The sequence below is a fragment of the Microbacterium pollutisoli genome, from assembly GCF_053586795.1.
In genome coordinates this window covers 589,204-611,043 of sequence record NZ_JBNYWT010000001.1, presented here as the reverse complement: position 1 = coordinate 611,043, position 21,840 = coordinate 589,204, and the positions used below count along the sequence as shown (strand labels likewise).

Genomic DNA, 21,840 nt, shown 5'->3' with positions numbered 1-21,840 from the left:
ACCGACAATGCACACCGCACGCACCACCGCTGTGATCGCCCTCGTCGCCGCGAGCGCCCTGGCCCTGGCCGGCTGCGCACAGAGCGACCCCCTCGCCGACCCCAGCACACCTGCCGACTCCGACGGCACGACGATCGTCGTCGGCTCTCAGGCCTACTACTCGAACGAGATCATCGCCGAGATCTACGCGCAGGCGCTCGAGGGCGCCGGGTTCGATGTGGAGCGCTCCTTCAACATCGGGCAGCGCGACGCCTACCTGCCGTCGGTCGAATCCGGCGAGATCACGCTGTTCCCCGAGTACTCCGGGAACCTGCTGCAGTTCTTCGACCCCGACACCGAGGCCCGCAGCGCCGACGACGTGTACGCGGCGCTGGCCGACGCGCTCCCCGAAGGACTCACCGTGCTCGACCAGGCGAGCGCGACCGATCAGGACTCGTACACCGTCACCCGCGCGTTCGCCGAAGAATACGACCTGACCACGATCGCCGACCTCGCCGACGTCGATGTGCCGCTGACGCTGGGCGGACCGCCGGAGCTGGCCGAACGACCGTACGGACCCACAGGGCTGGCGGAGACGTATGGCGTCGAGGTGGCCTTCAGCGCGACCGGCGACACGACCGTGGAAGAGCTCGTGGCCGGAACCGTCAACGTCGCGAACGTGTTCACGGCCGATCCGCGCATCCAGACGCAGGATCTCGTCGTGCTCGAGGACCCGGAGGGGCTGTTCCTCGCCTCGAACGTGGTGCCGCTGGTGAGCGTGTCGGTGGCCGACTCGATCGCCGGGGTGATCGATCCCATCAGCGCCGCCCTCACGCCCGAGGCACTCGTCGCCCTCAACGTGCAATCGACCGAGGACAAGCTGTCCGCGCCCGACATCGCCGCGGAGTGGCTCAGCGAGAACGGCCTGGGGTGACCCATCGCGCGGGCTCCGGCGGCCCGCACGAATCAAGCCGTCGCGAGCCCTCGTGCGTCGCCGCGTGACGCGGTCTCGACGGCCGTCGCGCGGCCCGGCCGTGCCGTCGGTGATATTCTGGCCGGGTGCACATCGCCCGGCTCCTCCTTAGCGGCCGCGACGGGACCTCACTCTGAGCCCTCTCTCGTCGCGGAGTCCGTCCTGGGCCTGACCCCCTTCAGAGGAGAACGAGACAGCATGAGCATTTCCGTACCCGAGCACCCCCGGACGCTGGCCGAGAAGGTGTGGGACGACCACCTCGTCGTCAAGGGTGAGGACGGCCAGCCCGACCTCATCTACATCGACTTGCATCTGGTGCACGAGGTCACCAGCCCGCAGGCGTTCGACGGTCTGCGCGCCGAGGGGCGGCCGGTGCGTCGCCTCGATCTGACGATCGCCACCGAAGACCACAACACGCCGACGCTCGAGATCCACAAGCCGATCGCCGACCCCACCAGCCGCACGCAGATCGAGACGCTGCGCCGCAACGCGGAGGAGTTCGGTGTGCGGCTGCACTCGCTCGGCGACAAGGAGCAGGGCATCGTGCACGTGGTCGGCCCGCAGCTGGGCCTGACGATGCCGGGCATCACCGTCGTGTGCGGTGACTCGCACACCTCGACCCACGGCGCATTCGGGGCGATGGCCTTCGGCATCGGCACCAGTGAAGTCGAGCACGTCCTGGCCACGCAGACGCTGCCCCTGAAGCCGTTCAAGACGATGGCCATCACCGTCGAGGGCGAGCTCAAGCCCGGCGTCACGGCCAAGGACATCATCCTCGCCGTCATCGCGAAGATCGGCACCAACGGCGGTCAGGGCTACGTGCTCGAGTACCGCGGCTCGGCCATCCGCGCGCTCTCGATGGAGGGACGCATGACCATCTGCAACATGTCCATCGAAGCCGGTGCGCGCGCCGGCATGGTCGCCCCCGACGAGACCACGTTCGCCTACCTCAAGGGCCGCCCGCACGCGCCGCAGGGCGCCGACTGGGACGAAGCCGTCGCCTACTGGCGCACGCTGCCCTCCGACGAGGGCGCCGTCTACGACGCCGAGGTCTTCCTCGACGCGAACGAGCTCGAGCCGTTCGTGACCTGGGGCACCAACCCCGGTCAGGGTGTGTCGCTGTCGGGCACCGTGCCCTCGCCGGACGACTTCACGGACCCGAACGAGCGCGCCGCCGCCGAGCGCGCCCTGGAGTACATGGACCTGGCGCCCGGCACCCGCCTCAAGGATGTGGCCGTCGACGCCGTGTTCATGGGATCGTGCACCAACAGCCGCATTGAGGACCTGCGCCAGTTCGCGTCGATCGTGCGGGGACGCACGAAGGCGGAGGGCGTGCGCGTCATGGTCGTGCCGGGCTCGGCCCGCGTGCGCCTGGAAGCCGAAGCCGAGGGTCTCGACAAGGTGTTCACCGACTTCGGCGCCGAGTGGCGGTTCGCCGGCTGCTCGATGTGCCTGGGCATGAACCCCGACCAGCTCGCACCGGGGGAGCGCTGCGCCTCGACGAGCAACCGCAACTTCGAAGGGCGTCAGGGCAAGGGCGGGCGCACCCACCTGGTGTCACCGCTGGTGGCCGCCGCCACCGCCGTGCTGGGTCGGCTGGCCAGTCCGAGCGACCTGCAGGTTCTGACCGGGGCGGAGGCCTGACATGGAGAAGTTCACGACACACACCGGCGTGGCCGCGCCCCTGAAGCGCTCGGCCGTCGACACCGACCAGATCATCCCGGCGGTCTACCTCAAGCGCGTCACCAAGACCGGATTCGACGATGCCCTGTTCGCGGGGTGGCGGCAGGACCCCGAGTTCGTGCTGAACCAGCCCGCCTATCAGGGCGCGTCGATCCTCGTCGCCGGCCCCGACTTCGGCACCGGCTCCAGCCGCGAACACGCCGTATGGGCCCTGCGCGACTACGGCTTCAAGGTCGTGCTCAGCTCGCGCTTCGCCGACATCTTCCGCGGCAACGCGGGCAAGCAGGGCCTGCTGACCGGTGTCGTCGCCGAACCCGACATCGCCGCCCTCTGGCAGGCGATCGAGGCGGCTCCCGGCACCCCGATGACGGTCAGCCTCGAGGACCGCACCGCCCGGATCGGCGACTTCCAGGTCGCCTTCGAGATCGATGATTACACTAGGTGGCGGCTCCTCGAAGGGCTCGACGACATCGGGTTGACACTGCGGAACGAAGACAAGATCTCGCAGTTCGAGGCGCGCCGTGAGGCGTGGCGACCCCGGACGCTTCCTGTCCGGTAGTCCGGCAGCCCGACGCCGCTGCGCACAACGGAGCGCGATCGCCCTTCTTCCTCGAGATACCAGTGAGGCCCATCGGATGAACACACTCCTGAGCGCGTCGGCGTCATCAGCACCCGGCGGAGGGGAGACGGAACGTCCGGGGGACACCCTCGCCATCCGCGGCGGCCGGCCGCTGCGCGGGCGGGTCGAGGTCAAGGGCGCGAAGAACCTCGCGACCAAGGCGATGGTCGCGTCCCTCCTGGGCGAGAGCGTGTCGGTGCTGCGTGACGTCCCCGACATCAGCGACGTGCAGGTCGTCCGCTCCCTCCTCGAGGTGCACGGGGTGACCGTGACCGACGACGGTGAGGGCGTGCTCCGGCTGGACCCGAGCGGCGCCATGTCGGCCCACTTCGAAGAGATCGACGCGCACGCGGGGGCCTCCCGCATCCCGATCCTGTTCTGCGGCCCGCTGCTGCACCTGCTCGGTCAGGCATTCATCCCCGACCTGGGGGGATGCCGGATCGGCGACCGGCCGATCGACTTCCACCTCGACGCGCTCCGCGCGTTCGGCGCGGTCGTCGAGAAGCTGCCCAGCGGCATCCGCCTGTCGGCCCCGGAGGGGCTGCACGGTGCGGACATCGAACTGCCGTACCCGAGTGTCGGCGCGACCGAGCAGGTCCTGCTGACCGCGGTGCGCGCCAAGGGCACGACCGAGCTGCGCGGCGCCGCCATCGAACCCGAGATCATGGATCTGATCGCGGTTCTGCAGAAGATGGGCGCCATCATCTCGTACGAGCCCAACCGGGTCATCTTCATCGAGGGCGTCGACAGCCTGCGCGGGTTCGACCACCGCTGCATCTTCGACCGCAACGAGGCCGCCTCCTGGGCGTGTGCGGCGCTGGCCACCGACGGCGACATCTTCGTCGCCGGCGCGAAGCAGCCCGAGATGCTCACCTTCCTCAACGTGTTCCGCAAGGTCGGCGGCGAGTTCGACATCGCCGAGGACGGCATCCGGTTCCACCGCGGCGGTGCCCTCAAGCCCGTCATGGTCGAGACCGACGTGCACCCGGGCTTCATGACCGACTGGCAGCAGCCGCTCATCGTCGCGCTCACCCAGGCCGACGGCCAGTCCGTCGTGCACGAGACGGTGTACGAGAACCGGCTGGGCTTCACCCGTGCCCTCGTGCAGATGGGCGCCGACATCGTCGTGCACCCCGAAGGGATCGCCTCGCCGGACCGGCGGGTGCCGCGGCGGGCGCTCGAGCAGGCCGCCGTCATCCAGGGTCCGACGCCGCTGCACGGCGCGGATGTCGTGGTGCCCGACCTGCGCGGCGGCTACAGCTACGTCATCGCCGCCCTCGCCGCCGAGGGGGAGTCCACCGTCCGCAACATCGGCATCATCCGGCGCGGTTACGAGAAGTTCCTCGAGAAGCTGACGTCCCTGGGCGCCGACTTCGACGTGGTGGGCTGACCCGGTGGGCGCGACCGCTCGTCGACGCGCGTCGACGGAGAAGACCCGGCCCAGCGCCTTCTGGCCGGCCGCCGTCGTCGTCGTGCCGATCATCGGCCTGCTCGCCAAGATCGAGATCGAAGGGGCCGAGCACCTGCCGGTCGAAGGCGCCTACGTGCTCACACCCAACCACTACAGCGAGTTCGATCCGCTCATCGTCGCCGTCGCCTCCTGGCGGCTCGGCCGCGCGCCGCGGTTCATGGCCAAGGAGAGCCTGTTCAAGGTGCCCGTGCTGGGCGCGCTCCTGCGCGCCACCGGCATGGTGCCCGTCGCCCGGACCTCCAGCGCCGGGGCGGCCACCCAGTCCGTGCAGCAGGCGGCGACCCTGGCCGAGCACGGCCGCGGGGTCATCGTCTATCCGGAGGGTTCGCTCACCCGCGAGCCCGACCTGTGGCCCATGCGTGGCAAGACGGGCGCGGCCCGCCTGGCCCTGGCCGGCGATCTCCCCGTCATCCCGATGGCGACGTGGGGCGTGCAGCGCATCCTCCCGCGATACGGCAAGCTGAGTCTGTGGCCGTTGCGCAAACGCGTGAAGGTCGCATTCGGACCACCCGTCGATCTGTCGGCCTACCGGCTGGCCGATGCCGGGGCGCAGCGCGGCGGCACGAACCTCAACGCCGCGACCGACGCCATCATGGCGGACATCTCGGCGTTGCTCGGTCGCCTGCGTGGACAGACCCCGCCCGCGCAGCGCTGGAATCCCTCCGACCATGGTCAGAAGGAGACGGGTCGACTTGAATCGTAGGCAGGATGCCGCGCTTCCGCGTGTCGCGGTGGTGGGCGCGGGCAGCTGGGGCACCACGTTCGGAAAGGTGCTCGCCGACGGCGGCGCGCAGGTGACGATGTGGGCACGCCGCGCCGAGCTGGCGCAGGAGATCAGCGAGGGCAAGCGCAACAGCGAATACCTCCCCGGGGTCAACCTGCCGCGCAGCATGACCGCGACCCATCACCTGTCCGAAGCGCTCGAGGGCGCCACCCAGGTGTACCTGGCCATCTCGAGCCAGGCGCTGCGGCAGAACCTGAAGGCGGTGCGTCCGCTGGTCGCCCACGGCGACGTGCCCATCGTGTCGCTCATGAAAGGTGTCGAGAAGCGCAGCGGCCTGCGCATGAGTCAGGTCATCGAGCAGGAGCTCGACTGCGACCCGGCCCGCATCGCCGTGGCATCCGGTCCCAACCTGGCGCTCGAGATCGCGCGCGAGCAGCCCACCGCGGCGGTCATCTCGTCGACGAGCCAGGACACGGCCGAGGCGGTCGCGCGCCGCGCACGCAACGGCTACTTCCGCACGTTCGTGAACACCGACGTCATCGGCACCGAGTTCGGCGGGGTGCTCAAGAACCTCATCGCCCTGGCCATCGGAATCGTCGACGGCGTGGGCTACGGCGAGAACACGAAAGCCTCGATCATCACCCGCGGGCTGGTCGAGATGACCGACTTCGCCGTCGCGCAGGGCGCCCAGCCGGAGACCCTGCAGGGCCTGGCGGGGCTGGGCGACCTGATCGCCACCTGCCAGTCGCCGCTGAGCCGCAACAACACCGCCGGCCGCCTTCTCGGTCAGGGCTACAGCTTCCAGGATGTCGTGAAGCAGATGAACCAGACCGCCGAGGGCCTCGGCTCGGTCGCGCCGATCCTGCAGCTGGCCCGCCAGTCGGGCGTGCAGATGCCCATCGTGGAACAGGTCAAGCGCGTCCTCGACGGCACCATGAACCCGCGCGACATCGCCCCCCACCTGACCACCGACGACGAACCGCCGACCAGTGAGAGGACCCAGAATGGAAACAGCGACGGTGGCGGTGCTCTTCGGCGGACGTTCCAGCGAGCACTCGATCAGCTCCGCTACGGCGGGCGGCGTGCTCCGGGCGATCGACCGTGACCGCTACCGGGTGATCCCGATCGGGATCACGCGCGACGGTGCGTACGTCCTCGAAGACGACGATCCCGACAAGTTCGCCCTCGATGCGGCGCGGCTGCCCGAGGTGGCCGACAACGGCACGCGGCTCATCTGGCCCGACTCGGCGCGTTCGCGGGAGCTGCGCGTCCGGGACGCGGACGGCCGGGAGCGTTCGCTCGGCGAGGTCGACGTGGTCTTCCCGATCCTGCACGGCCGCTTCGGCGAGGACGGCACGATCCAGGGGTTCCTCGAGCTGCTCGACCTGCCCTACGTGGGGGCGGGCCTGCTGATGTCCGCCATCGGGATGGACAAGCACATGGCCAAACGCGTCCTCAAGGCCGCCGACGTGCCGGTCGTGCCCTGGTGGAGCGTCACGCGCCGCGCGTACGCACACGACCGTGCGCTCGTCGAGCGCCGGGCGCAGTCGCTGGGACTGCCGGTGTTCGTCAAGCCGGCCCGGGCCGGCTCGAGCGTCGGCGTGTCGAAGGTGAGCGACTGGGGCGAACTGGATGCCGCGCTGGAACGCGCCTGGGCAGAGGACGAGACCGCACTCATCGAGCAGGCCGTGGACGGCCGCGAGATCGAATGCGGCGTGCTCGCGGGGCGTGACGGAGCCGAGCCGCGGGTCAGCGTCGCGGGTGAGATCATCGTCACCGGCCGCGATTTCTACGACTTCGAGGCGAAATATCTCGGCAGCGACGGTGTCGAGCTGATCTGCCCGGCCGACCTGTCCGACGGAGAGCTCGCCGAGATGCAGCGCATCGCCGTGCGCGCGTTCGAAGCCGTCGGCGGCGAAGGGCTGGCGCGCGTCGACTTCTTCTTCACCGGCACCGAGTTCTACGTCAACGAGGTGAACACCATGCCCGGGTTCACGCCCATCTCCATGTTCCCGAAGTGCTGGATCGCGTCGGGAGTGAGCTACGAGCAGCTGGTGACCGAGCTCATCGAAGCCGCGCGGCGCTGACCGCGGCGATCAGGGCTCGACCGGCTCGGGCACCGGGGTCGCATCCACGCGGTCGACGCACGACCGGTGGGCCGGGATGTGCTGGGCGATCAGAGGCGAGATCGCGTCGAGCACGCTGCGGCTGGAGACCTCGCTGTCGTCGGTGATCGTCGTGTCGAGGTACAGCTCCACGGCGGGGGTGCGCCCATAGGTCGTCACACGGAAGCGCGGCGCCTCGGACTCGTCGATGATCCAGTCGACGGTCGCCACCTCCTCGCAGCGCAGGGTCGTCGGCCCCGGCTCGGGCACGCCGCACGTGAACAGCACCCGGCTGGGCGAGCCCCAGGCGGCGGTGGCCTGGGCATCGGTCCACCGGCGGTCTTCGCCGCTGAGGGTGTCCGGCAGCTGCACCATGACGGCCGCGCACCGCGGGTCGTTCGCCTCCGGCGCCGGCTGCATCGACACGGTCGCGGAGCATCCGGTCAGCGCCGCGGCGCCGATCGCGACCGCGGCGACGGACAGGGCGAGGCGGGGGAGGGGCACCGCTCCAGGCTACCGTGGGGGGATGACTGCGGATTCCGGGCGCGAGCAGACCGTCGGCGACCTCAGCGAGACCGAGCTGCTGGCCCGGATCCTGGGTGAGCTGGCGGGATCGTCGCAGGCGCTGGTGGGCCCTGGCGACGACGCCGCCGTGCTCGCGGCGCCCGGTGAACGCGTCGTGGTGACCACTGACACGCTCGTCCACGGACCCGACTTCCGGCTCGCCTGGTCGACCGGACGTCAGCTGGGCGCCAAGGCGGCCGCGGTCAACCTCGCCGACGTCGCCGCGATGGGGGCCCGCCCCACCGCGCTGATCGTGGCCCTGGCCGTTCCGGAGCACATACCGGTGTCGTTCGTGACCGAGCTGGCGGTGGGGCTGCGGGACGCGTGTGCGCAGCTGGCGCCCGGCAGCGCCGTCGAAGGCGGCGACCTGACGGTCTCGGACACCCTCACCATCGCGGTGACCGCCCTGGGCGTGCTCGACGGGCGCGCACCGGTGCTGCGCTCCGGCGCCCGCCCCGGCGATGTCGTCGCCGTCGCGGGAGAACTGGGGCGGGCGGCGCGCGGACTGCACCTCCTGTTCGACCGGTTCCGCACCGCCGACGGGGAGCCCGTGCCCGTCGATCGGGCACGGCTGAACGCCCAGGAGAGCGCCGACCTCGACGCGCAGCTGTCGCCCCGGCCGCCGATCGCCCTGGGCGTGGTCGCCGCCGACGCGGGGGCGACCGCGATGATGGATGTCTCCGACGGGCTGCTGCTCGACGCCCGACGCATGGCCGACGCCTCGAGGGTCACGATCGACATCGCCGCGATCGACGACCCGGGGGCGCTGACGGGTGGGGAGGACCACGCGCTGCTGGCCGCCTTCCCGGCCGACGTGATGCCGGCGGGCTTCCGCACGGTCGGGCGGGTGCTCGAGCGGGGACCGGAGGCGGTGACCGTGCGGGGCCGCGCCTACGCCGGACGCGGCGGCTGGGACCCGTACCGCGACTGGGACGCCCGGCGCGGCTGAGCGGCCACGGTCAGCGGGTCGCGGGTCGCGCCCACCACACCACGGTGTCGCCGTAGCGCTTCGAACGGTCGGGCACCAGTCCGTCCGGCAGCTGCGGCTCGGGGGAGCGGGCCGCGCGTTCGATGAGGACGACCGCGTCCGGCTCGAGCCGGGGCACGAGCAGCGCGAGCGTGGCCGTGAGTTCGGCCTCGCCCACGTCGTACGGCGGGTCGAGGAAGGCGAGGTCGTACGCGCCCGACGCCGCACGCAGGAACTGGTCGGCGCTGACCCGGTGCACGCGGGCGCGTGCGTCCGGCACGGCGCGCAGCACGGTGCGCACGTTGCGCTCGGCGACCCCGGCGGCGCGGGCGTTGCGCTCGACGAGGTCGGCCGTCGCCGCCCCACGGCTCAACGATTCGAGCGCGAGCGCTCCGGAGCCGGCGTACAGGTCGGCGACGCGGGCGCCGTCGAGCAGGCCCCCGGCCTCGAGGGCGCCGAACAGGGACTCGCGGACGCGGTCGCTGGTGGGCCGGGTTCCGGCATCCGGCACCGCGAGGGTCAGCGACCCTGCCCGGCCGGAGATGATGCGCGTCACCCTGCCACGATATCGGCGGACGCCTGCTCCGACTCGTCGCGCAGCCGCGGCTCGGTGCGCAGGTGCGGCCGGACGCCCGCCTTGTCGGCGTAGAACGCACGGATCCGGTCCATGTCGGCGGCGACGTCCCCGGTGAGCTCGATCGTGGGTCCCAGCCCGGTGGTCATCGTGGTGCGGTCGACGTAGCCGAGGGTGACCGGGAGGCCGGCCTGTCGGGCGATGCGGTAGAAGCCGGTCTTCCAGTACGGGTTGGCGCCGCGCGTGCCGTCGGGCGTGACGACCAATCCGAACACCTCGCCGGCGTGCACGCGCGCCACCACTTCCGAGACGATCTTCCCGGCGTCGGCCCGGTCGACGGGGATGCCGCCCAGGCGGCGCATGATCGGACCGCGCCAGCCGGCGAACAGGCTCGCCTTGCCCAGCCAGCGCACGGGGATCCCCAATCGCCAGGCGATGCCCAGCATGAGGACGAAGTCCCAGTTCGAGGTGTGCGGAGCGCCGATCAGCAGCGTCGGGCGGGTGGGGGCCGGTTCGGTGCGCAGCGTCCACCGGCTGAACCGCCACAACACGCGCGCGAGGATTCGGGTGATCACGGTCTCAGGCTAGGCGGTCCGGCTGGGCGCGGCCTGTCCGGGCTCGCGCCTACACTCGAGTCATGCCGCCGGTGACCCTCGAGACCCGACTCGAGGTCGCCGTGGGTGCGCAGGTCGCCAAGGCGCTGGCCCGTGCCTTCGACATGGTGACGGTGGGTGACCTGCTCGACCACTATCCCCGTCGTTATGCGCGGCGCGGCGAGCTGACGCCGATCGATTCGCTGCCGGTGGGGGAGCTCGTCACGATCGTCGCCGAAGTGCGCGGGGTCTCGTCGCGTCCGATGCGCCAGCGCAAGGGCCGCATTGTCGAGGTCGTCATCGGCGACGGCATCGGCACGGTGTCGCTGACCTTCTTCAACCCCAAGGCCGCCGCCGCCCTCAAGGTCGGCGCGCAGGGCATCTTCAGCGGGCAGGTCAGCATCTACAACGGGCGCAAGCAGTTCGCCCACCCGGCGTTCGAATTGTTCGACGACGAGGAATCGGCGCGGGCCACCGCCGAGCAGAAACGTGATCTGCCCATCCCGCTGTATCCGGCCACCAGCACGGTCACGAGCACCAAGATCGCCAAGGCCGTCGAGCAGGTTCTCGGTGCACTCACCGGCGTGCCCGAGCCGCTGCCGGAGGCCTTCCGGCGCGAGCACGGCCTGCTCCCGGCGCACGAAGCCCTCACCCGCATCCACGCCCCCGCCACGATGGACCAGATCGAACCGGCACGTCGGACGCTGCGCATGCATGAGGCGTTCGTGCTGCAGGCCGCACTCCTGCAACAGCGTCAGCAGGTGCGCGAACTGGCCGCCACGCCCCGCCCCGCCGGTGACCTGCTGGCGCGGTTCGACGCCGCGCTGGGCTTCCAGCGCACGGCCGACCAGATCTCGGTCGGCGACCGCATCGCCGCCGACCTGGTGGGGCCGTGGCCGATGAACCGCCTCGTCCAGGGGGAGGTCGGCTCCGGCAAGACGCTGGTGGCGCTGCGCGCCATGCTGCAGGTGGCGCAGTCCGGCGGCCAGTCCGCGCTGATCGCGCCGACCGAGGTGCTCGCCGCGCAGCACCTGCGCTCCATCACCCGGATGCTCGGGCCGCAGCTGGCGCCGGAGCTGATCCCGACGCTGCTGACCGGGCAGCTGGGGGTGGCCGAGCGGCGCAAGGCGGCGCTGCGGGTGGCATCCGGGCAGGCGCGGATCGTCGTGGGTACGCATGCGCTGCTGAGCGCGTCGACGACCTTCGCCGAACTGGGCCTGGTCGTCGTCGACGAGCAGCACCGGTTCGGCGTCGAGCAGCGGGAGACGCTCCGCGCGAAGGGCTCGGCGCCGCACGTCCTCGTGCTCACCGCGACCCCCATCCCGCGCACGGTGGCCATGACCGTGTTCGGCGACCTCGACGTGTCGACCATCCGCACCCTCCCGCCCGGCCGGGCCGGGATCTCCACCTATGTCGCCCCCCTCCTCCAGAAGCCGGCCTGGTTCGCGCGCGTGTGGGACCGCATCGCCGAAGAGGTCGGCAAGGGCCACCAGGCGTTCGTGGTGTGCCCGGCCATCGATGCCGATGCCGGCGGCCGGGCGGCCGAAGCCGACGCGCCTGTGGCCCCGGCGGTCGAGGGGGAACAGCCGAAGACGCGGTGGGGCGTGGTGCAGGTGCAGGAGCTGCTGGCCCGGCACCCGGCGTACACCGGCATCCGCGTCGAGATCCTGCACGGCAAGATGCCCGGCGAGCAGAAGGATGCCGTCATGCAGGCGTTCGCCCGCGGCGAGATCGATGTGCTCGTGGCCACCACGGTCGTCGAAGTCGGTGTCGACGTGCCCAACGCGTCGACGATGGCGATCCTCGAAGCGGACCGCTTCGGCGTGTCACAGCTGCACCAGCTGCGCGGCCGGGTCGGCCGGGGAACGGTTCCGGGGCTGTGCCTGCTGGTCACGGAGGCTCCACCCGGCAGCCCCGCCATGGCCCGCGTCGACGCAGTCGCGGCCACCACCGACGGCTTCGAGCTGGCCGAGGTCGACCTGCAGCTGCGGGGCGAAGGCGACGTGCTCGGCGACGCCCAATCCGGTGCCCGTTCCTCGTTGCGCCTGCTGCGGGTCATCACGGACGCCGACATGATCGTCGAGGCGCGTGCCGCGGCCGAAGCGGTGCTCGCCGCCGACCCCACCCTGGCCGCACACCCGGGGCTGGCCGCGGCCATCGAGCGGCAGGTCGGGCAGCAGGAGCGGGCCGCCCTGGCGAAGAACTGACGCGCGGATTCACTAGGCTGGGAGCATGAACAACCGGATCGCCGTCGTCCCGGGCTCGTTCGATCCGCCGACGCTGGGACATCTCGACGTCATTCGGCGGGCTGCGATGCTCTATGACGAGCTGCACGTGCTCGTCGTGCACAACCCTGGCAAAGAAGCCATGCTGCCCATCGCCCAGCGACTGAGCCTTCTGGAGCAGTCGATCGCCGAGCAGCAGATCGAAGGCAACGTCGTCGTCGCCTCGTGGAGCGTGGGACTGCTGGTCGACTACGCCACCGACGTGAACGCCGGCGTGCTGGTCAAGGGGATCCGATCCCAGGTCGACGTGGCGTACGAGACGCCCATGGCCATCGTGAACCGTCACCTCGCACAGATCGAGACCGTGTTCCTGTTGCCCGACCCGGCACACGCCCTGGTCTCCAGCTCCCTGGTGCGCCAGGTGGCCTCGCTCGGCGGCGACATCTCGCCGTTCGTCCCGGCACCGGTGGCGCAGTTCCTCGACACGGGCGCGCGCGGCATCTGACCCGGGCCCGGTGCGGGGCGACTACGATGGACCACCGTGACCAGAAAGCGCTCCGACGGTCCCTTCGTCCTCCCCATCCGTGACATCGCCCGCCAGCCCGGGCAGATGCGCGAGCACTCGCTGACGGTTCCGGCGCCCGAGAAATGGGGCGAGGGACTGCTGTCCGTCGCCGGTGACGAACCCGTCGACCTGTCCGTGCGCCTGGAGTCCGTGCACGAGGGGATCCTCGTCTCGGCGGAGATCGAGACCACCGCGACCGGCGTCTGCGGGCGCTGCCTCACCGACATCACCCAACCTGTCGAAGTCGAGTTTCAGGAACTGTTCGGGTATTCTGGTGACGAAGCGATCGACTTCGAGGTTCAAGACGACCACGTGGATCTTGAAACTCCGGTCAGGGATGCGATCGTCCTGTCGCTTCCGTTCCAGCCGGTCTGTCAGCCGGATTGCCCCGGCCTTGACCCGGTTTCGGGTGAGAAGCTGGCCCCGGGTACCGTGCTGGAGCACCCGATCGACGAGCGCTGGGCCGCGCTGAAGGCCTACACCCCAGACCACGACGCCGATGCCTCGCATGGTGTCGCCGACAACACAGAGAAGAGCTAGCCATGGCAGGTAACCCCCCGAAGCGGAAGGTCTCCCGTTCGAACACCCGCTCGCGTCGCGCGCAGTGGAAGGCCGAGGCGCCCGCCCTGGTCAAGACCATCGAGAACGGCAAGGTCGTCTACAGCCGTCCCCACCAGGCGAAGGTCGTCACCGACTCGCAGGGCACCGAGCTGTTCCTCGAGTACAAGGGCCGCAAGGTCGCCGACATCTGAGAGTCGCGGCCGCTGCCGTGACCGATCTCCACACTGAGCACGACGTGCTCCTCGACAAGCTCGGGGTCGATATCGACCCCGAGCTTCTGTCCTTGGCCCTGACCCACCGGTCGTTCGCCTACGAGAACGGTGGCATCGCCCACAACGAGCGCCTCGAGTTCCTCGGCGACTCGATCCTCGGGCAGGCGGTGACGGTGCACCTGTTCACCCACCACCCCGAGCTGGAGGAGGGTGACCTCGCCAAGCGGCGGGCCAGCGTGGTCTCGACGGTGGCCCTGGCCGAAGTCGCCCGGAGCATCGGCCTGGGCGCGCACCTGCGTCTGGGGCGGGGCGAGGACCAGACCGGTGGGCGCGACAAGGACTCGATCCTCGCCGACACGATGGAGGCCGTCATCGGCGCGACCTTCCTGTCCGCCGGCCCCGAGGCTGCGACCGGGCTGGTGCTGCGGTTGATCGAGCCGCTCATGGCCGACCCGGAGCGCTACGGCGCGGCGATGGATCCGAAGACGAGCCTGCAGGAACTGGCCGCCCGCAGCGGGTTCGGACCGCCCACCTATGTGGTCGAAGCCGACGGCCCCGACCACCACCGGGTCTTCACCGCGACGGTCACCGTCGGTGAGGTGGCCCGCGCCGGGCAGGGCTCGAGCAAGAAGCAGGCCGAGATGGCCGGCGCCCTAGCCGTGTGGCGCGAGCTGTCGCAGCGTGCCTGAGCTGCCCGAGGTCGAGGTCGTGCGCCACGGCCTCGAACCCGCCGTCACCGGCGCCCGGGTCGAGGCCGTCACCGTGCTCGACGACCGGGCCCTCACCCGCCATCTCGGTGACGCCGCCGGTTTCGAGGCCGAGCTGACCGGACGCACGCTGGACGCCGCGGTGCGGCGCGGCAAGTTCCTGTGGCTGCCGCTGAGGGATGCCGACGGTGCGAGCACGCGGGCTCTGCTCGCGCATCTGGGGATGAGCGGCCAGCTCCTCCTGCGCCCGTCGGGCGCGCCGCCGCAGCGTCATGAGCGCGTGCGTCTCGACATCGTCCATCCCCGGCACGGGGACGTCGCGGTCGTGTTCGCCGACCAGCGCACCTTCGGCTCCCTCGCGATCGACGACCTCGAGCCCACACCCGACGGCGCGGCCGGCGGGCGCGGGTCCACCGTGGCATCCACGCCCCGACAGGTCGCCCACATCGCCCGCGACCCGCTGGACCCCGCGTTCGATGACGCCGCGTTCGCCCGGATGCTGGCACGTCGGGACTCGGCCGTCAAACGGGTGCTGCTGGATCAGACGGTGGTCAGCGGCATCGGCAACATCTACGCCGACGAGGCACTGTGGGCCGCGCGCATCCATCCCGAATCGCCGGCACGCCTGCTCACCTCCCGGGCGACCGGGCGGCTGCTGGGCGAGGTGCGGGCCGTGCTCGAGAAGGCCCTGGCCGAAGGCGGCACGAGTTTCGACGCCACCTACGTCAACGTCAACGGCGAGTCCGGCTACTTCGCGCACTCCCTGAACGCGTACGGCCGCGGCGGTCAGCCCTGCCCGCGGTGCGGCGGAGCGATCCGGCGCGCCGCGTTCATGAACCGCTCGTCGCACTTCTGTCCGCGCTGCCAGCGCCGGGTGCGTGCCCGCTAACCGGCCGCACTCAGATCGAGCTGCCACGCTCCCGCGTAGGTCAGCGGGCGGAAGCCGACCGCCTCGTTGACGTCGAGCATGGGCCGGTTCTCCTCGGCGTTGAACGTGGTGATCATCGGCGAGGTCGGGACCAGCTCGCGCCAGCGCAGGATGTTCGCGCACTTCACGATCGTGCCGAGGCGGTGCCCGCGGTGCTCCTTCAGCACGAGTGTGCCGTACTGGTGCGTGGGGCGGGACCGGTCCGCGCCGATCGACAGCTCGTTGTACGCCACCAGGGTGCCGGAGGGCACATGCTCGACCGCCGCGACCGACACCGTCAGTCCGCTGGCCTGCATGCGTGCGTCGCGACGCGCGACCCGCGCGGCATCCCAATGCTCCTCGGTGAACGTCATCCCGCCGGTGGGCACATCGGTGGCCATCCGGGAGAGCACGTACGCGAAGCCCGCCTGGTGGTGCTGCGGCGTGGGCGCCGTCCAGCAGACCAGCCGATAGTCCGCGCCCGCGGCGGCCTCGGCATCGGCGAGCATGACCCGCACCGGTGAGAGGTCGCCGGTCAGATCGAAGGTGCTGTTGCGTTCGACCTGCAGCAGGCGGAACCCGTGACGGGCGAACAGGTCGGTGTGCACGTCCGCGCTGATGGCGCCGAACCCGGTGGGGGAGGCGATCGGCGCCCCCGGCGCGTCGGCCCGGTGCAGCGTGTAGGTCTGCACCCGGTCACGGCCGAGCTCCCGCGCCTGCCCGAGCAGCACCTCCAGGAGCGCATCCTCGATCCCGGCGCCGCGTTCTTCCGGCAGCACGAGTAGATCGAACTCCAGCTCCCGCGCGCCGGGCTCGGTCGGTGCGGTCACCTGGAGCGCACCGACGGCCCGGCCGCGGCGGTGGGCGACGAAACCGCGCAGGTGGCGATAGGTCTGGTCCTGCCAGAGCGGCAGCTCCTCGGCGGCCTCCCAGCGCAGGTGGTCCATGCCGAGGTCGTGCTCGACCGCGGTGTTGAACACCTCCATCATCGCGAGCAGCTCCCGCGCCTCCGGCGCATCCAGGTGCGGCGGGACCGGCACGCGGGTGATGGTCAGCTCCGGGGCGACAGTGGTCATGTGAGCACCTTCTTCCAGCCGGCGCTGTACGAGACCGGGGTGAAGCCGATGGCTTCGTTGATGTCGAGCATCGGGCGGTTCTCCTCTGCGTTGTAGGTGATGACCCGGGGGGAGGACGGCGCGATCCGGGTGTGCCAGGTCTGCAGGCCCGCGCACTTCACGAGCATGCCGATGCGGTGTCCGCGGTGCTCCTTCAGCACGAGGGTGTCCTCCTGATGCGTCGCCTCGGTGCGGTCGGCGCCGATCACCAGCTCGTTGAAGGCGACCAGCCTGCCGCTGTCGACGTGCTGCGCGGCGGTGACGAGCACGGTGTGGCCGCCCTCGACGTAGCGCTGGTCGTGGCGTTCGATGCGCGCCGCGTCCCATGTCTCCTCGTCGAACTCGAGGCCGGCCGCCGGCGCGTCGGTGGACATGCGCGACTTCACCCAGGCGTACCCGTCGCGGTACTCCGGGGGCGTCGGCAGCTCCCACTGCAGGATCCGATACCCGGTCGCCGTGTCCGCGGCCGCCGCGGTGAGCTGCGCGATGTGTGCTGCCGTCGAGGTCAGGTCGAGCGCGCTCTTGCGCTCGATCTGTTCGAGGGCGTACCCGTGGCGCTGGTAGAAGCGTGCCGCGCGGTCATGGGGGATCTGTCCGTAACCGGTCGGCGCGGCCAGACGGGGACCCGGGACGTCGGGGTGCTCGGCCCACGACTGCAGCACGGTGCGCCCGTGCCCGCGGGCCGTGCGCTCGATGAGCGCATAGGCCTGCGAGCCGATGCCCTGGCCCTGGTGGGCGCGCAGCAGCTCGATCAGCCAGAACGCGTTCTTCGAACCCTTCTCGTGCGGGATGTCGACTCCGACGCGCCCGACCACCTCGCCGTCGTGGACGGCGAGCCACATCAAGCGGGTCTCGTCCGGGTCGGGCTGGTAGTGCGGCAGCAGGGCGGCCGGGGTCATGGCGTCGTCGTCGTTTCCGGCGATCTCCGCGTAGACGGTGTTGCGCACGCGCATCATCTCGATGAAGTCCGCGGCGTCGGGACTGTCGACGGATGCGGGGACGGTGAGGGGTCGGAACTCGATCCCCGTGGCGGTCAGTGACATGGTGTGGTCCGTTCGTGTGGGTGGGGCCCCGGCATTCGGCCGGGGCACCGCGCGTCAGAATGTGGGCTGAAGGTGGTGGCGCCGTTCCCAGGCGAGTTCGCGCTGGGTGCGGAGCCGGGCGAGCTCGTGCCGTGACCGGCGCAGCTCGCGGTCGTCGGCGACCGGATGCGTGCTGCGCATGAGCAGCCACAGGGCCACGCGCATCGCGAACCGGTCGGCCGCCGACGGGCGCGGAGTGCGACCGGCCAGCATCGACGGATGCAGGACGGACGACGAGCGCTCGGGAGCGAGCAGGGTGTTCATGGTGTTCTCTTTCGTGAGAGCGCTGACAGCGAAGAGCCGCGGATGTGCGGCGGGCCACGCTCGGGACGGAGGCCGAGACGGGCGGGGAGCGACGGCGCACAGGCCGGCGCGGCAGGGAGGACGGGCGGGGCCGGAGGATCACCTCGGCCGGTCACCGGGGGCGGCGTGCGGTCCGGACCGGGCCGGACGGGCACACTTCTAGCCCGCGGGACTCAGCAGGTGCCGTGCGTGGCGCCGAAGGAGACGATCCCCGTGCGTGCGGCGAACGCCGCTTCGGCAGTCATGTTCGTAATCATGTCGGGGACCTCCTTTCTCGACTTCTGACGCGATAGCCGACACTAGACCCGCAAGGCGCTGCGCGTCAAGACCTGTCCGCTAGCGTTGTTGCATCATCACTTCGCGGAGGCCGGCCGGATGCATTTGAAGAGCCTGACGCTCAAGGGCTTCAAGTCCTTCGCGCAGCCGACCACGTTCGTGCTGGAGCCGGGCGTGACCTGCATCGTCGGTCCCAACGGCTCCGGCAAGTCGAACGTCGTCGACGCGCTGGCATGGGTGATGGGCGAACAGGGGGTCAAGACCCTCCGCGGCGGCAAGATGGAGGACGTCATCTTCGCCGGCACCGCGACGCGCGGTCCGCTCGGCCGCGCCGAGGTGCAGCTGACGATCGACAACAGCGACGGCGCCCTGCCGATCGAGTACACCGAGGTGACGATCAGCCGCACCCTGTTCCGCAACGGCGCCAGCGAGTACGCCATCAACGGCGAGACCTGTCGGCTGCTGGACGTGCAGGAGCTGCTGAGCGACTCCGGCCTGGGGCGGGAGATGCACGTCATCGTGGGGCAGGGCCGTCTCGACACGGTCCTGCAGGCCAGCCCCGAGGACCGACGCGGGTTCATCGAGGAGGCGGCCGGGATCCTCAAGCACCGGCGCCGCAAGGAGAAGACCCTCCGCAAGCTCGACGCGATGGAGGCCAATCTCACCCGATTGAGCGACCTCGCCGGCGAACTGCGCCGCCAGCTGAAGCCCCTCGGCAAGCAGGCCGAGATCGCCCGGGAAGCGGCCACCATCGCGGCCGTCGTGCGCGACGCGAAGGCGCGGCTGTACGCGGACGAGCTCGTGGCGCTGCGCACGCAGCTGGCTGACCACGCGCGCAGCGAGCAGGAACGTCACGCCGAGCGGCTGGTCCTCCAGGATGAGGCCGATCAGCTCAAGGTGCGCGTGGCGGCGCTCGAATCGCAGCAGCAGTCCGAAGCCGTCGACGCGGCCCGCGCCGCGGCGTTCGCCCTCGAGCAGGTGCAGGAGCGCCTGCGCGGACTGTACTCCCTCGCCGGTCAGCGGCAGGCGCTGCTCGACGACGACGGCCGCCTCGACGTGGAGGTCGCCACCGTCTCCCAGGCCGCCATCGACGAAGCCCGCGCCGAGGTCGACGACATCGCCGGGGGACTGGGCGCGGCGCAGGACGCGGCCGCCGCCGCCGCGCGCGACGTCATCCGCGCCCGCGCCGAGCTCGACGCGCTCGACGCGGACATCGCCGCCCAGAGCGCGCTCGTCTCCGAGCACGACATGCGCCTGACCACCCTGCGGGGTGCCGCCGACGCCGCCGGTTCCCGGCTGGAGGCGGTCCGCGCCGCCGTCGATCGTCAGCAGCGGGCCCTGGATGCCGCACTGCAGCGCCGCGCGGAGGCGGAGGAAGCCCTCGCCGGTGTCGACCCCGACCTGGTCCCGGAGAATTCGTCTGCCGAGCACACCGCCGCCTACGAGCGTGCCCAGCACGACGCGACGCAGGCCGAAGCCGAGGTGGGAGCGCTGCGGGAGCGGCTGCATGCCGCCGAACGCGAGGTCGAATCCCTGACCGCGCAGGCGGCGGCCCTGAGCCGCGCGCTGGACGTGCGCAACGCCGCGGCGGCGCTCATCGAACGCGGTGGGCGCGGTGTCCGCGGCGTGGTCGCCGATGCGGTGAAGGTCAAGCCCGGCTTCGAGGCGGCGATCGCGGCGGCCCTGGGCTCCCTGGCCGAAGGCGTGCTCGTCGACGATGTCGCCGCCGCGCTCGAACTGGCCGCGACCGCGCGGGACGCCGACCTGGGCGCCGTGGACATCGCCGTGGCCGACGGCCCGGCGCGGACGCCGCGGCTGGACGGCATCGCCGGGGTCACCCCGGCCCGCGAGGTGGTCACCGCACCGGAAGGCGTGACCGGCGCGCTCTCCTACGTGGTGATCGTCGACGACATCGCCGACGCACACCGTGCCGGACGCGAACTGGCCGCGCGCGAGCTCGGGGGACCGGTCGTCGTCGTCACCCGCACCGGGGAAGTCGTCACCGAGCACACCATCCGGGCCGGGTCCGGGGGTGGACGCTCGCGGCTCGAACTGGCCGCGGAGCGTGATGCGGCCCGGGACCGGCTCAGTGAGATCGCGGTCGTCGCCGACTCGCTGCGCGAAGCGCTCACCGCCGCGCAGCAGCAGTGGGACCATGCCCGCACCCGCACGAAGCAGACGCTGCAGGCCCTCCGCGAGCATGACGCCGCGCTGGCCGCCCACGCCGAACAGGTCAACCGCGCGACGGTGCGCCATGAAGCCGCCGTCGCCGAGTGCGACCGCCTGCAGGCGGGCCTAGCGCAGGCGCAGGCGGCGGTCGCCGACGCCGAGTCCGCCGCCCAGGCCGCGAACGACCAGCTCGAGCGGGCGCTGGCCGCCCCGCGTCCCATCCTCGACGCGTCCGCCCGCGACGGTCTGCTGGAAGCACTCGAGCAGGCGCGTGACGCGGAGATGCGCTCACGCCTCGACGTCGAGACGCTGCGCGAGCGGGTGCGGGCCGGCGAGATTCGCGTCACGCAGCTGGAACGGCAGCGCGAGCGCGAGCGTGCGGCGGCCGAGGAAGCCGCGCGGCGCGCGGTCATCCGGCGCGCCCAGCGTGCCCTGGCCGCGGAGGTCGCCGACCAGCTGCCGCCGGTGCTCGACTCGGTGGACCGCTCGGTCACCCAGGCGCGGGTGGAGCTGTCGCTGGCCGAGCAGACGCGCACCGAGGTGACCGCCGAACTCGCACAGCTGCGTGCGCAGGAGGCGACCGTGCGGGAGCGGCTCAGCGCCCTGACCGAGAGTGTCCACGGGCTTGAACTGCAGATGCACGAGAAGCGGCTGCACGTCACCAGCCTGCTGGAGCGGGTGGCATCCGAACTGAGCCTCGACGAGCGTATTCTCGTTGCGGAATATGGTCCGGACCAGCCGGTTCCCGCCGATGACGGCGAGGGCGAGGGCGTCGCCTTCGACGCGGTCGCCCAGCGTCGCCGTCTGCAGGACGCCGAACGCAAGCTCGCCCAGCTCGGCCGGGTCAACCCGCTCGCGCTGGAGGAGTTCGCCGCGCTCGAGCAGCGGCACGCGTTCCTGACCGAACAGCTCAACGACCTCACCGAGACCCGGAAGGACCTGCTGACGATCATCGAAGAGCTCGATGAGCGGATGCAGACCATCTTCCTGGCGGCGTTCGAAGACACCCGCACCGCGTTCGGCGAGGTGTTCCCGATCCTGTTCCCCGGCGGGGCCGGCAGCATCTCGCTGACGGATCCGGACAACCCGCTCACGACGGGCATCGAGGTGGCGGTGCGTCCGGTCGGCAAGAAGATCGAGCGGCTCTCGCTGCTGTCCGGCGGCGAGCGGTCGCTGGCGGCGGTGGCGCTGCTCACCGCGATCTTCAAGGCCCGGCCCAGCCCCTTCTACATCCTCGACGAGGTCGAAGCGGCCCTGGACGACGCCAACCTCGGGCGGTTGCTGGGCGTGTTCGAGCAGCTCCGCGAGTCCAGCCAGCTGATCGTCATCACCCACCAGAAGCGGACGATGGAGATCGCCGACGCCCTCTACGGCGTCTCGATGCGGCAGGACGGCGTCTCGGCCGTCGTCGGGCAGCGGGTGCGCGAACGCGAGATCGCCTGACCGGCCCGGATAGGCTGGTCCGC

Annotated in this window: 21 protein-coding genes; 15 read left to right on the top strand and 6 right to left on the bottom strand. The window is 71.2% G+C overall.

Annotated features, from left to right (window positions below; all coding sequences use genetic code 11):
• The first annotated feature begins 7 nt into the window (after positions 1-7).
• The 7 genes from ACQ143_RS02970 (at position 8) to ACQ143_RS02940 (ending at position 7,536) form a co-directional block, all read left to right on the top strand.
• Complete coding sequence (locus tag ACQ143_RS02970; RefSeq protein ID WP_449569224.1) at positions 8-913, top strand: ABC transporter substrate-binding protein; 906 nt, start codon at positions 8-10, stop codon at positions 911-913.
• 237 nt (positions 914-1,150) lie between these two features.
• Entirely contained in the window at positions 1,151-2,596 is a 1,446-nt protein-coding gene (gene leuC / locus ACQ143_RS02965; protein WP_449569223.1) for a 3-isopropylmalate dehydratase large subunit, read from the top strand.
• Position 2,597: 1 nt separating this feature from the next.
• Positions 2,598-3,194 (top strand): 3-isopropylmalate dehydratase small subunit, encoded by a 597-nt coding sequence (gene leuD, locus ACQ143_RS02960; RefSeq protein ID WP_449569222.1) that lies wholly within the window; start codon positions 2,598-2,600, stop codon positions 3,192-3,194.
• Positions 3,195-3,270: 76 nt separating this feature from the next.
• Positions 3,271-4,644 carry a UDP-N-acetylglucosamine 1-carboxyvinyltransferase gene (gene murA, locus ACQ143_RS02955; protein ID WP_449569221.1) on the top strand — a complete coding sequence of 458 codons (1,374 nt, stop codon included), beginning with the start codon at positions 3,271-3,273 and terminating at the stop codon, positions 4,642-4,644.
• A 4-nt stretch (positions 4,645-4,648) separates the two neighbouring features.
• Positions 4,649-5,428 carry a lysophospholipid acyltransferase family protein gene (locus tag ACQ143_RS02950; protein WP_449569220.1) on the top strand — a complete coding sequence of 260 codons (780 nt, stop codon included), beginning with the start codon at positions 4,649-4,651 and terminating at the stop codon, positions 5,426-5,428.
• Positions 5,394-6,554: an NAD(P)H-dependent glycerol-3-phosphate dehydrogenase gene (locus tag ACQ143_RS02945; protein WP_449569219.1), complete on the top strand. Its 1,161-nt coding sequence runs from the start codon at positions 5,394-5,396 to the stop codon at positions 6,552-6,554. The genes ACQ143_RS02950 and ACQ143_RS02945 overlap by 35 nt, the downstream gene beginning before the upstream one ends.
• Complete coding sequence (locus ACQ143_RS02940; RefSeq protein WP_449569218.1) at positions 6,454-7,536, top strand: D-alanine--D-alanine ligase family protein; 1,083 nt, start codon at positions 6,454-6,456, stop codon at positions 7,534-7,536. Before ACQ143_RS02945 ends, ACQ143_RS02940 begins: the two co-directional genes overlap by 101 nt.
• A 9-nt stretch (positions 7,537-7,545) precedes the next feature.
• On the opposite strand, the gene ACQ143_RS02935 is transcribed toward ACQ143_RS02940, so the two are convergent.
• The gene (locus tag ACQ143_RS02935; protein WP_449569217.1) at positions 7,546-8,058 is read right to left on the bottom strand and encodes a DUF3515 domain-containing protein; all 513 of its coding nucleotides are present in this window, start codon (positions 8,056-8,058) and stop codon (positions 7,546-7,548) included.
• Between the two features lie 22 nt (positions 8,059-8,080).
• Here ACQ143_RS02935 and thiL point away from each other — a divergent pair, with 22 nt between their 5' ends.
• The gene (gene thiL / locus ACQ143_RS02930; protein ID WP_449569216.1) at positions 8,081-9,067 is read left to right on the top strand and encodes a thiamine-phosphate kinase; all 987 of its coding nucleotides are present in this window, start codon (positions 8,081-8,083) and stop codon (positions 9,065-9,067) included.
• Between the two features lie 10 nt (positions 9,068-9,077).
• Here the strand turns inward: thiL and ACQ143_RS02925 are convergent, their stop codons facing one another.
• Together ACQ143_RS02925 and ACQ143_RS02920 are read right to left on the bottom strand one after the other, a co-directional pair.
• Positions 9,078-9,641 carry an RsmD family RNA methyltransferase gene (locus tag ACQ143_RS02925; protein WP_449569215.1) on the bottom strand — a complete coding sequence of 188 codons (564 nt, stop codon included), beginning with the start codon at positions 9,639-9,641 and terminating at the stop codon, positions 9,078-9,080.
• Positions 9,638-10,234 (bottom strand): 1-acyl-sn-glycerol-3-phosphate acyltransferase, encoded by a 597-nt coding sequence (locus ACQ143_RS02920; RefSeq protein WP_449569214.1) that lies wholly within the window; start codon positions 10,232-10,234, stop codon positions 9,638-9,640. The genes ACQ143_RS02925 and ACQ143_RS02920 overlap by 4 nt, the downstream gene beginning before the upstream one ends.
• 62 nt (positions 10,235-10,296) lie before the next feature.
• Between ACQ143_RS02920 and ACQ143_RS02915 the strand changes: the two genes are divergently transcribed.
• The 6 genes from ACQ143_RS02915 to mutM all read left to right on the top strand — a co-directional run bounded on the left by ACQ143_RS02915 (position 10,297) and on the right by mutM (position 15,411).
• Complete coding sequence (locus ACQ143_RS02915) at positions 10,297-12,459, top strand: ATP-dependent DNA helicase RecG (protein ID WP_449569213.1); 2,163 nt, start codon at positions 10,297-10,299, stop codon at positions 12,457-12,459.
• Between the two features lie 25 nt (positions 12,460-12,484).
• Positions 12,485-12,982, top strand: coding sequence for a pantetheine-phosphate adenylyltransferase (coaD, locus tag ACQ143_RS02910; RefSeq protein ID WP_449569212.1), 498 nt, complete (start codon positions 12,485-12,487; stop codon positions 12,980-12,982).
• A 105-nt stretch (positions 12,983-13,087) separates the two neighbouring features.
• Positions 13,088-13,582 carry a YceD family protein gene (locus tag ACQ143_RS02905; protein WP_449569571.1) on the top strand — a complete coding sequence of 165 codons (495 nt, stop codon included), beginning with the start codon at positions 13,088-13,090 and terminating at the stop codon, positions 13,580-13,582.
• A 2-nt stretch (positions 13,583-13,584) separates the two neighbouring features.
• Complete coding sequence (gene rpmF / locus ACQ143_RS02900; protein WP_045248451.1) at positions 13,585-13,794, top strand: 50S ribosomal protein L32; 210 nt, start codon at positions 13,585-13,587, stop codon at positions 13,792-13,794.
• Between the two features lie 17 nt (positions 13,795-13,811).
• Positions 13,812-14,504 carry a ribonuclease III gene (gene rnc, locus ACQ143_RS02895; RefSeq protein ID WP_449569211.1) on the top strand — a complete coding sequence of 231 codons (693 nt, stop codon included), beginning with the start codon at positions 13,812-13,814 and terminating at the stop codon, positions 14,502-14,504.
• Positions 14,497-15,411 (top strand): bifunctional DNA-formamidopyrimidine glycosylase/DNA-(apurinic or apyrimidinic site) lyase, encoded by a 915-nt coding sequence (gene mutM / locus ACQ143_RS02890; protein WP_449569210.1) that lies wholly within the window; start codon positions 14,497-14,499, stop codon positions 15,409-15,411. Before rnc ends, mutM begins: the two co-directional genes overlap by 8 nt.
• Here the strand turns inward: mutM and ACQ143_RS02885 are convergent.
• The 3 genes from ACQ143_RS02885 to ACQ143_RS02875 are packed head-to-tail and all read right to left on the bottom strand — an operon-like array spanning position 15,408 to position 17,890.
• Complete coding sequence (locus ACQ143_RS02885) at positions 15,408-16,505, bottom strand: N-acetyltransferase family protein (protein WP_449569209.1); 1,098 nt, start codon at positions 16,503-16,505, stop codon at positions 15,408-15,410. The genes mutM and ACQ143_RS02885 overlap by 4 nt on opposite strands.
• Positions 16,502-17,587 carry a GNAT family N-acetyltransferase gene (locus ACQ143_RS02880; protein ID WP_449569208.1) on the bottom strand — a complete coding sequence of 362 codons (1,086 nt, stop codon included), beginning with the start codon at positions 17,585-17,587 and terminating at the stop codon, positions 16,502-16,504. Before ACQ143_RS02880 ends, ACQ143_RS02885 begins: the two co-directional genes overlap by 4 nt.
• A 54-nt stretch (positions 17,588-17,641) precedes the next feature.
• Positions 17,642-17,890 carry a hypothetical protein gene (locus ACQ143_RS02875; RefSeq protein WP_449569207.1) on the bottom strand — a complete coding sequence of 83 codons (249 nt, stop codon included), beginning with the start codon at positions 17,888-17,890 and terminating at the stop codon, positions 17,642-17,644.
• A 414-nt stretch (positions 17,891-18,304) separates the two neighbouring features.
• On the opposite strand from ACQ143_RS02875, the gene smc reads away from it, so the two are divergent.
• Positions 18,305-21,817 (top strand): chromosome segregation protein SMC, encoded by a 3,513-nt coding sequence (gene smc, locus ACQ143_RS02870; protein WP_449569206.1) that lies wholly within the window; start codon positions 18,305-18,307, stop codon positions 21,815-21,817.
• The last annotated feature ends 23 nt before the right edge of the window (positions 21,818-21,840 follow it).